This window comes from Mesorhizobium sp. M7A.F.Ca.MR.362.00.0.0 (assembly GCF_004023175.1).
Classification (GTDB): domain Bacteria; phylum Pseudomonadota; class Alphaproteobacteria; order Rhizobiales; family Rhizobiaceae; genus Mesorhizobium.
Genome location: NZ_RZTF01000144.1, coordinates 1 through 10,162, shown reverse-complemented (window position 1 = coordinate 10,162; position 10,162 = coordinate 1). Strand labels below are relative to the sequence as shown.

Sequence of the window (10,162 nt, the reverse complement as noted above, 5' to 3'; positions counted from 1 at the left end):
CCCGCCGCTATGCTGGATGGCGAGGTGATCGGGCGGCTCAATGACGAGAAGCTCGACGAGATCGTTGCAGAGGTGCGCTCATGATCCCGCGCATCTACATTCCCGGCGATTCCGGTGCGCTGGCGCTTGGCGCCGAAAAGGTCGCCAAGGCGATCGCCGGCGAACTCGCCGAGCGCGGCATCGAAGCCAAGATCGTGCGCAACGGGTCGCGCGGCGCCTATTTCCTCGAACCAATGGTCGAAGTTGCGACAGCGAACGGCCGCGTCGCCTATGGGCCGGTAAAGCCGTCCGACGTCAAAAGCCTGTTCGACGGCGGCTTTCTCACCGGCGGCCATCACAAGCGCTGGCTGGGCTCACCGGACAAGATCCCCTTCTTCGCCAAGCAGACGCGGCTGACCTTCGCGCGCTGCGGCGTCACGGATCCGCTTTCGCTCGAATCCTACAAGAAGCATGGCGGGTTGAACGGACTGACGAACGCGCTGGCGCTGACGCCTGCCGACATCGTCGCCCAGGTTACCGAATCGGGCCTGCGCGGGCGCGGCGGCGCCGGCTTCCCGACCGGCATCAAGTGGAAAACGGTGCTCGATACCGCAGGCGACCGCAAATACATCGTCTGCAACGCCGACGAAGGCGATTCAGGCACCTTCGCCGACCGCATGATCATGGAGGGCGATCCGTTTGTGCTGATCGAAGGCATGACGATCGCCGGCATAGCCACGGGCGCGACCAAGGGCTTTGTCTATGTCCGCTCGGAATATCCGCATGCGGTGGCGGTGATGAACAAGGCCGTCGAGGTCGCCCGCAAGGCCGGCGTTCTTGGCGCCAGCGTGCTGGGTTCACCTTACGCGTTCGACATGGAGATCCGGGTCGGCGCCGGAGCTTATGTCTGCGGGGAGGAGACGGCGCTGCTCGATTCGCTCGAGGGCAAGCGCGGCATGGTGCGCGCAAAGCCGCCGCTGCCGGCGCATAAGGGGCTTTTCGGCAAGCCGACGGTGATCAACAATGTCATCTCGCTGGCCTCGGTGCCTGTCATCATGGACAAGGGTGCGGCCTTCTACAAGGATTTCGGCATGGGCCGCTCGCGCGGCACGATCCCGATCCAGATCGCCGGCAACGTCAAATATGCCGGCCTGTTCGAAGCCGCTTTCGGCATGACGCTGGGCGAAATCATCGACGATATCGGCGGCGGTACGGCCACGGGACGTCCGGTCAAGGCGGTGCAGGTCGGCGGGCCGCTCGGCGCCTATTTCCCGCGCGCGCTGTTCGACACGCCGTTCGATTATGAAGCCTTCGCGGCAAAGGACGGGCTGATCGGCCATGCCGGCATCGTGGTGTTCGACGACACCGCCGATATGCTGAAACAGGCGCGCTTTGCCATGGAGTTCTGCGCCATCGAAAGCTGCGGCAAGTGCACGCCCTGCCGCATCGGCTCGACGCGCGGTGTCGAGACCATCGACAGAATAGTCGCGGGCATCGAGCCGGAGAAGAACCTCGCTCTGGTCACCGACCTCTGCAACACGATGAAGTTCGGTTCGCTCTGCGCGCTGGGCGGCTTCACGCCCTATCCCGTGATGAGCTCGATTACCCATTTCCCCGACGACTTCAAGCCAGCGCCCGTGCGCGTGGCTGCCGAATAGGAGCTGGCAGATGAACATCAAGGCCGACTTCCCCTCCCTCGTCGAAGAGATCGACTACGGAACCCCGCAATCGAAGGCGCAGAAGCAGGTCACGCTGAACGTCGACGGGCGCAGCATCACCGTGCCGGAAGGCACCTCGATCATGCGTGCCGCGATGGAAGGCGGGGTCGAGATCCCGAAGCTTTGCGCCACCGACATGCTGGACTCCTTCGGTTCGTGCCGTGTCTGCCTTGTCGAGATCGAAGGACGCGGCGGCACGCCGGCATCGTGCACGACGCCCGTCGGCGAAGGCATGATCGTGCGCACGCAGACCGAGCGGCTCGATGCCATTCGCCGCGGCGTCATGGAGCTCTACGTCTCCGATCATCCGACCGGCTGGAACGAACAGGCCGGAACCGGCGCGAGCGAGTTCGATGCGGTGGCGAAGTCGATCGGCCTGACCGAGAACCGCTACGGCATCGAAGGCCGCAACCACGTCAAGCCGGAAGGTGGCGTGGCGCCCGGCCATGGCTCGCTGGCGGTCGACTACATCGCCCGCGATGAATCCAACCCCTATTTCACCTATGATGCCTCGCAATGCATCGTCTGCTCGCGCTGCGTGCGGGCCTGCGAAGAGGTGCAGGGCACCTTCGCGCTGACCATCGAGGGACGAGGCTTCGAATCCCGGGTTTCGGCGGGGATGCACGAGGCGTTCATCGATTCGGAATGCGTGTCCTGCGGCGCCTGCGTGCAGGCCTGTCCGACCGATGCGCTGCGCGAGAAGACGGTGCTTGCCAAGGGCCTGCCGGAACGCTCGGCTGTTACCACCTGCGCCTATTGCGGCGTCGGCTGCTCGTTCAAGGCCGAGGTGAAGGGTGACGAAGTCGTTCGCATGATGCCCTATAAGGAGGGGAAGGCGAACCACGGCCATTCCTGCGTCAAGGGCCGTTTCGCCTATGGCTACGCCACCCACAAGGACCGCATCCTGTCGCCGATGATCCGCGAAAAGGTCACCGACCCGTGGCGCGAAGTGAGCTGGGAAGAGGCGATCGCCCATACAGCGAAAGAATTCCGCCGCATCCAGTACCAGTACGGACGCACCGCGATCGGTGGCATCACCTCGTCGCGCTGCACCAACGAGGAAACCTATCTCGTCCAGAAGATGGTGCGGCAGGGTTTCCGCAACAACAATGTCGACACCTGCGCACGCGTCTGCCATTCGCCGACGGGCTACGGGCTCGGCCAGACCTATGGCACCTCGGCCGGCACGCAGGATTTCGATTCCGTCGACTTCACCGACGTCGCCGTCATCATCGGCGCCAATCCGGCTTCCGCTCACCCGGTGTTCGCCTCGCGGCTGAAGAAGCGGCTGCGCCAGGGCGCCAAGCTGATCGTGCTCGATCCGCGCCGCACCGAGATGGTCAAGTCGGCCCATATCGAAGCGGATTATCACCTGCCGCTGAAGCCCGGCACCAATGTGGCCGTGCTGACGGCGCTGGCGCATGTGATCGTCACCGAGGGCCTGTTCGACGAAGCCTTCATCCGCGAACGCTGCGACTGGACGGAGTTCCAGGATTGGGCATCGTTCGTAGCCTTGCCGGAAAACAGCCCCGAAACCGTCGGCAAATTGTCCGGCGTCGATCCAGAGCTGATCCGGGGCGCTGCGCGGCTCTACGCCACCGGCGGCAACGGTGCGATCTATTACGGCCTCGGCGTGACGGAACACAGCCAGGGCTCGACTACTGTGATGGCAATCGCCAATCTCGCCATGGCCACCGGCAATATCGGCCGGCCCGGCGTCGGCGTGAATCCGCTGCGCGGCCAGAACAACGTGCAGGGCTCCTGCGACATGGGCTCCTTCCCGCACGAACTGCCGGGCTATCGCCACATCTCCGGCGAAGCCGTGCGCGATATCTATGAGACCTTGTGGGGCGTGAAGCTGGATGACGAACCCGGCCTGCGTATCCCCAACATGCTCGACGCCGCCGTCGACGGCAGCTTCAAGGGCATCTACATCCAGGGCGAAGACATTCTGCAGTCCGATCCCGACACCAAACATGTCGCCGCCGGCCTTGCCGCGATGGAATGCGTCGTCGTGCATGACCTCTTCCTCAACGAGACGGCGAACTACGCGCATGTCTTCCTGCCGGGCTCGACCTTCCTGGAGAAGGACGGCACCTTCACCAACGCCGAGCGCCGCATCAACATGGTGCGCAAGGTTCTTGAGCCGAAGGCGCGCTACGCCGATTGGGAGGCGACGCAGGAGCTTGCCCGCGCGATCGGGCTGGACTGGAACTATCAGCATCCCTCCGAGATCATGGACGAGATCGCGATGACCACGCCGAGCTTCGCCGGCGTCTCCTTCGAGTTGCTCGACCGTGTCGGATCCGTGCAATGGCCCTGCAACGAGAAGGCGCCGCTCGGCACCCCGATCATGCATATTGACGGGTTCGTGCGCGGCAAGGGCAAGTTCATCCGGACCGAATATGTGGCGACGGACGAAAGGACGGGACCGCGCTTCCCGCTGCTGCTCACCACCGGCCGCATCCTGTCACAGTACAATGTCGGCGCGCAGACCAGGCGCACCGACAACAGCATGTGGCACTCGGAGGACCGGCTGGAGATCCATCCGCACGATGCCGAGAACCGCGGTTTGCGCGACGGCGACTGGGTCCGGCTGACCAGCCGATCGGGCGAGACGACGCTGCGCGCGCTGATCACCGACCGGGTGTCGCCCGGCGTGGTCTACACGACGTTCCATCATCCGGACACGCAGGCCAACGTCATCACCACCGACTTCTCCGACTGGGCGACCAATTGTCCGGAATACAAGGTGACGGCGGTGCAGGTCGGCGCCTCCAACGGACCGTCGGAATGGCAGCGCGACTATGACGAGCAAGCCAAGCAGAGCCGGCGCATCGCGTCTTTGCAGGCGGCGGAGTAGTCTTGAGCCCGCGCCGCAAAGCCACGACGCAGGTATCGCGGCTGGCGCACCGCGCGGTTGGAACGACGGCTGCCGACCGGATGGTGCCGGAGGAGACGCCGGTGGCGTTCTCCTTCGCCGGCACCACGCATGCGGTGATGATGGCAAGCCCGGCCGATTTCGAGGATTTCGCGCTTGGCTTCTCGCTGACCGAAGGCATTGTGGCTGCGCCGGAAGAGATCGAAGCGATCGAGGTCGAGGACCATGGCGCCGGCATCGACATTCAGATCCGCCTGAAGGACCGAGCCGACACACGTTTCGAAGCGCGGCGGCGAAGGCTCGCCGGCCCGGTCGGCTGCGGGCTTTGCGGCATCGAATCGATCGAGGAAGCAATGCGCTCGGTCGATGCGGTTGGTGCCTCAAGCCTTACGCTTGATGCCGACGACATCGCCCGTTCGGTCAAGCTTTTGTCCAAAGTGCAGCCGCTGCACACCGAGACCGGAGCGGTACACGCCGCCGGTTTCTATATGCCTGGCAAGGGCATCGTCATGGCGCGCGAAGATGTCGGCCGTCACAATGCGCTCGACAAGCTGGCCGGTGCGCTGGCCAAGGCCGGCATCGATGGCGCATCCGGTGCCGTCGTGGTGACATCCAGGGTGTCGGTCGAAATGGTGCAGAAGACGGCTTCTATCGGCTCGGCCTTCATCATCGCCGTCTCGGCGCCGACCGCCCTTGCCATCCGCACGGCGCAAGAGGCTGGCATGACGCTGGTGGCGCTGGTTCGCGGCGACGATTTTGATATTTTCACCCACCCCGACCGGGTGGTTTGCGGAGTTGCCAAGCATGTCGCATGACGAAGAACACATTATGAGCACCGCCGAGAAGCTGGTGCGCATGGCAAACCAGATCGCCGATTTCTTCCATTCCAAGCCGCGCGAGGAAGGCATTGCCGGCGTCGCCGAGCACATCAACAAGTTCTGGGAGCCGAGGATGCGGCGGCAGTTCTTCGAAATGCTGGACGACGGCACCGGGAACTTCAACGAGTTGGTGGTGGCCGCCTCCGCCAGGATCAGGCGGCCGATCACGCCGGCTGCGGCCGACCTCAAACTCGGACTCGAGCCCTCCCCTGCCGACGTCGCCGCCTCGCAGGAATAATCGCCAAGCCGCGCCGGCTTACATTCGCCAGCGCTAAAGTTTAAGCTGCCGCATCCGCGCTGTTCTGCTATGGTTTGACGACCAGAAATCGTCAGGCCGGGGTGGAAATCTCGTGAGGCCGATCGAGACGCGATACGCCCGTAGCGGCGATATGAGGATCGCCTATCAGGTGGTCGGGCAGGGATCGCTCGATCTGGTCTTCGTGCCGGGCTTCATTTCCAACCTCGACCTGCACTGGGAAGACGAGGGCTATACCAGGCTCTTGAAGCGGCTTTCGGCATTCTCGCGGCTGATCCTGTTCGACAAGCGCGGCACGGGTCTGTCCGACCGCGTCGACGCGCATAACCTGCCCAGTCTCGAAACGCGGATGGACGATGTGCGCGCGATTATGGACGCTGCCGGCAGCGGCCGTGCAGCCCTGCTCGGCTCCTCCGAAGGCGCGCCGATGGCGATGCTGTTCGCCGCCACCTATCCGGAGCGGACGCGGGCGCTGGCGCTCTATGGCGGCTATGCGCATTTCCACAAATGGGTGATGTCACCCGAACGCCTCGACGCTTTCATCGAGATGGCGGAGACAGCCTGGGGCACCGGCGCCACTCTGCCCCATTTCGCGCCGAGCCGGGTCGACGACGCGCATTTCGCCCAGTGGTGGGCACGTTTCGAACGATTGTCGGCGAGCCCGACGGCGGCGGCGGCGCTGGCGCGCATGAACGCCGACGTCGACATCCGCCACATCCTGAACGTGATCAGCGCGCCGACGCTTGTGATTCATCGCCGCAACGATGCGCGGGTCGACCCCGATGCCAGCCGCTTCCTTGCACAGAAGATTCCCGGCGCCCGGCTGGTCGAGATTGCCGGACGCGACCATCCGATCTGGACCGGCGATGTCGATGGGGTGGCCGACCTGATAGAGGAATTCCTGACCGGCGAGCGCGCCGTAGGCGAAGTGGACCGCGTGCTGGCGGCACTTTTGGTGACACGCATCTACGATACGGCGCGGCTCGGCGACCGCATGTGGAGCGAACGCAGCCAACGCTTCCAGGAAACCTGGCGGCTGCTGGTCGGACGCCATGGTGGGCGCTCTGTGGGCCTGCATGGCGAGTTGATGATTTCGCGCTTCGACGGCCCGGCACGCGCCATACGCTGCGCGGCAGCCCTGCGCGAGGCGGCGCAGGAAATCGGCGTGGCAAGCGCGCAAGGGGCGCATGTCGGCGAGATCGAAATGCGCGGTCCGCCCGTCGGGATGACGGCGCGGGTGGCGATGCAACTGGCCGCCCATGCCGGCCGCGGCGACATTATCGCGTCGCGTCTGATCGCCGATCTGGCGGCTGGGTCGGGCCTGCATTTCACCGACGCCGGGCGCATCAGCGTCGACGAGTTGGAGGAGCCGCTGGCGCTGGTCCATGCGACGTCCGAACAGCATCTGGAACCCGCCTGCCGGCCCAAACCCAGGGTTGCCGAGCCGGCCGCATTGACGGCGCGCGAAAGCGAGGTGGTGAGCCTCGTCGCCGACGGCAAGAGCAATGCCGCGATCGCCGCCGAATTGAGGCTGAGCGAACACACGGTCAAGCGCCATGTCGCCAACATACTGCTCAAGCTGGACCTGCCGTCGCGGGCGGCGGCGGCGGCGTTTTCGGCCAGGCACCCTGGCCCGCACGGGCCATGAGAGCCATGGCGCTTTCGGGCGAAGCGGCCAGGGGCGGGTCAGCGCTATCAATTCTCTCCATGCAGGCCAGGCGGATGTCGTCGGGAAAGGTGCTGCGAACGGAGGAGGAAATGCTGACGTCGAACCAAACACTCAAATCGCTTGCGATAGCGGCAGGGCGCCAGCGATGAGGAGATCAAGGAGGCGGTGGCGATGTCCGCGATCGTGCGCCACTGGCCGACGATGCTCAACGGCAGCCAGGTCGATCTGACGACCTTCAAGGAGCAGGCCGACGACGTGTTCGCGGCCGTCAAGGCGAAGTCGCAGTAACAACCACTGCCCGGCGACGAGCGCCGGGCAGCCCTTCGACCATCAACCGCCCGGTCGCAAGACGGGCCAATGGAGGATGACATGCTGACCAAGACCCAAACAGTGGATGGCGCATCGATCAAGAAGGCCATCGAAACCCGTGACGGCAAGATGCTGTCGAGCTTTTATGCCGACGACGCGCTGGTGCGGGTGATCGACCGCAACAACCCGCCGAGCAAGCCGCGCGAGATCCGCGGACGCGCGGCGATCACCACATTCTGGGACGACATCTGCAGCCGGGCGATGACCCACAAGGTCGATACCACCATCGCCGACGGCGACAGTCTCGCCTTCACCCAGGCCTGCGCCTATCCGGACGGCACCAAGGTGTTCTGCGCGGCGATGCTGGAGCTGAAGGACGGGCGGATCGCAAGGCAGACCGTCGTGCAGGCCTGGGACGAGTAGACCAACAGCCGGTGGATCAACCGCGGCCTAGGCCGCAAACCTGGAGGAGAAGACGATGTTCAGCGCCAGATGGCAGATCGACGCCAAGTTCGGACACAAGCAGACCGTGCTCGACCTGTTGAAGAAATGGGAACGCGAGATCGGCTCGCAGGTCGGCATCGACGAGCTGGAATTCCAGATCATGACCGGTTCGATCGGCGCGCGGGAGGCGACGGTCGAGTCCCATCACCAGGTCGAAAGCCTGGCCCAGCTGGAGGCGTTCTTCGCCAAGATCGGCAAGATCGACGCGCATGCCAAATGGGGCAAGGAGATCGAGCCCTATGTCGTGTCGGGCACCAGCCTGTGGAATATTTATCGCATTGTGGAGTAGTGATTCTTCTCCTCGTTTCACGGGGAGAAGATGCCGGCAGGCAGATGAGGGGCGGAGCCGGCTTTGCCAGGGACGGTGCTGCCCCTCATCCGGCCCTTCGGGCCCCCTTCTCCCCGTAAAAAGGGGAGAAGGGAAGGCTAGCTGTGAGCCACCATCACATGGCGCACGGCGGTGTAGTCTTCCAGCGCGTAGAGCGACATGTCCTTGCCGTAGCCGGACTGTTTCAGCCCGCCATGCGGCATCTCGTTGGTCAGCATGAAATGCGTGTTGATCCAGGTGCAGCCATATTGCAGGCGGGCGGCCGTCGCCATGGCGCGCGAGACATCCTTGGTCCATACCGATGACGCCAGGCCGTAGTCGCTGTCATTGGCCCAGTTCACCGCCTCGTCGACCTCCGAAAAACGAGTAACCGAGACGACCGGGCCGAACACTTCGCGGCGCACGATCTCGTCTTCCTGCAGCGCGCCGGCAACCACGGTCGGCTGGTAGTAGAAGCCGGAACCCTCGCCCGGCTTGCCGCCGGTGGTGATCTCGATGTGCTTCAGTTCCGAGGCCCGCTCGACGAAGCTCGACACGCGGTCGCGCTGGCGGCGGGAGATGAGCGGGCCGATCTCGTTTTCAGTGTCGTCGGGACGGTTGTACTTGATGGTCGAGGCGGCCGAGGACAGATCGGCGACGAGCTTGTCGTAGATCTTCTTGCCGGCGTAGATGCGGCAGGCGGCGGTGCAGTCCTGGCCGGCATTGTAATAACCGAAGGCGCGCAGGCCGTTGACCACGGCACCGAGGTCGGCGTCATCGAAGACGATGACCGGCGCCTTGCCGCCGAGTTCGAGATGCGTGCGCTTGACCGACTTGGCGGCGGCCTGCAGCACCTTCTTGCCGGTGGCGACATCACCGGTGATCGAGATCATGTTGACCTTGGGATGGTTGATCAGCGTGTTGCCGACGCTGTCGCCGCGGCCGAGCACGACGTTGACCACGCCCACCGGCAGAATATCGGCGAGGATTTTCGCCAGCTTCAGCGCCGTCAGCGGTGTCTGCTCGGATGGTTTGAAGACGACGGTATTGCCGCCGGCGATCGCCGGCGCCAGCTTCCAGGCCATCATCATCAGCGGGTAGTTCCACGGCGCGATGGAGGCGACGATGCCGATGGCATCGCGGCGGACCATCGAAGTATGGCCGGGAATGTATTCGCCGGCCACGACGCCCGGCATCGAACGGACGGCGCCGGCGAAGAAGCGGTAGCAGTCGACGATCGCCGGGATTTCGTCATTGAGCACAGCGTTGATCGGCTTGCCGCAGTTGAGCGCCTCGAGCGTGGCGAACTCCTTCGCGTCGGCTTCGATGCGGTCGGCGATCTTCAGCAAATAGCCGGAGCGCTGCGCCGGCGTGGTGCGCGACCACAAGACGAACGCCTGTTCGGCGGCGGTGACCGCCGCCTCGATCTGCACCTGGCTGGCCTCGGGCAGGTTGAGGATGGTCGCCCCGGTCTTTGGATTGAGGATCGGCTCCTCGGTCTCGGTGCCCTTCTCGAATTTCGAGCCGATCAGCATCTGGGTGTCCATTGGATTCTCCCTTAACAGGAGCGAGTAGCGAGTAGCTGAAAGCGAGCAGGGTTGACCGTCGATGATCCCTACTCGCTGTTCGCTACTCCCTATTCGCTGTTTTTCATTTCCCAC

General features: G+C 64.4%; 8 protein-coding genes and 2 pseudogenes. 9 read left to right on the top strand and 1 reads right to left on the bottom strand.

The window, feature by feature from the left end; all coding sequences use genetic code 11:
* The 9 genes and pseudogenes from EOC06_RS42825 to EOC06_RS18410 all read left to right on the top strand — a co-directional run.
* Positions 1 to 84, top strand: a pseudogene (locus EOC06_RS42825) (formate dehydrogenase subunit gamma); the annotation flags it as partial.
* A complete protein-coding gene (locus EOC06_RS18445) occupies positions 81 to 1,637 on the top strand; it encodes an NADH-quinone oxidoreductase subunit NuoF (RefSeq protein WP_127330693.1) in 1,557 nt (518 codons plus the stop codon). The pseudogene EOC06_RS42825 and the gene EOC06_RS18445, both read left to right, overlap by 4 nt.
* Positions 1,638 to 1,647: 10 nt before the next feature.
* Entirely contained in the window at positions 1,648 to 4,560 is a 2,913-nt protein-coding gene (gene fdhF / locus EOC06_RS18440; RefSeq protein ID WP_064995765.1) for a formate dehydrogenase subunit alpha, read from the top strand.
* A 2-nt stretch (positions 4,561 to 4,562) separates the two neighbouring features.
* Positions 4,563 to 5,393, top strand: coding sequence for a formate dehydrogenase accessory sulfurtransferase FdhD (gene fdhD / locus EOC06_RS18435; protein WP_127320612.1), 831 nt, complete (start codon positions 4,563 to 4,565; stop codon positions 5,391 to 5,393).
* Entirely contained in the window at positions 5,383 to 5,694 is a 312-nt protein-coding gene (locus EOC06_RS18430; RefSeq protein ID WP_023811684.1) for a formate dehydrogenase subunit delta, read from the top strand. Before fdhD ends, EOC06_RS18430 begins: the two co-directional genes overlap by 11 nt.
* Before the next feature lie 112 nt (positions 5,695 to 5,806).
* Entirely contained in the window at positions 5,807 to 7,360 is a 1,554-nt protein-coding gene (locus tag EOC06_RS18425; protein ID WP_128308452.1) for an alpha/beta fold hydrolase, read from the top strand.
* Positions 7,361 to 7,516: 156 nt separating this feature from the next.
* Positions 7,517 to 7,669 (top strand): annotated as a pseudogene (locus EOC06_RS18420) (carboxymuconolactone decarboxylase family protein); the annotation flags it as partial.
* 81 nt (positions 7,670 to 7,750) lie between these two features.
* Positions 7,751 to 8,113 (top strand): nuclear transport factor 2 family protein, encoded by a 363-nt coding sequence (locus EOC06_RS18415; RefSeq protein WP_127267880.1) that lies wholly within the window; start codon positions 7,751 to 7,753, stop codon positions 8,111 to 8,113.
* Between the two features lie 55 nt (positions 8,114 to 8,168).
* Entirely contained in the window at positions 8,169 to 8,483 is a 315-nt protein-coding gene (locus EOC06_RS18410) for a hypothetical protein (RefSeq protein WP_127267881.1), read from the top strand.
* A 137-nt stretch (positions 8,484 to 8,620) separates the two neighbouring features.
* Here the strand turns inward: EOC06_RS18410 and EOC06_RS18405 are convergent, their stop codons facing one another.
* The gene (locus tag EOC06_RS18405; RefSeq protein WP_128308451.1) at positions 8,621 to 10,048 is read right to left on the bottom strand and encodes a gamma-aminobutyraldehyde dehydrogenase; all 1,428 of its coding nucleotides are present in this window, start codon (positions 10,046 to 10,048) and stop codon (positions 8,621 to 8,623) included.
* Positions 10,049 to 10,162: the final 114 nt, after the last annotated feature.

Excerpts from the sequence above, each read along its gene's own strand:
- EOC06_RS18445 (WP_127330693.1), top strand. The coding sequence starts at position 81 with ATGATCCCGCGCATCTACATTCCCGGCGATTCCGGTGCGCTGGCGCTT.
- fdhF (WP_064995765.1), top strand. The coding sequence starts at position 1,648 with ATGAACATCAAGGCCGACTTCCCCTCCCTCGTCGAAGAGATCGACTAC.
- EOC06_RS18430 (WP_023811684.1), top strand. The coding sequence starts at position 5,383 with ATGTCGCATGACGAAGAACACATTATGAGCACCGCCGAGAAGCTGGTG.
- EOC06_RS18415 (WP_127267880.1), top strand. The coding sequence starts at position 7,751 with ATGCTGACCAAGACCCAAACAGTGGATGGCGCATCGATCAAGAAGGCC.
- EOC06_RS18410 (WP_127267881.1), top strand. The coding sequence starts at position 8,169 with ATGTTCAGCGCCAGATGGCAGATCGACGCCAAGTTCGGACACAAGCAG.
- EOC06_RS18405 (WP_128308451.1), bottom strand. The coding sequence starts at position 10,048 with ATGGACACCCAGATGCTGATCGGCTCGAAATTCGAGAAGGGCACCGAG.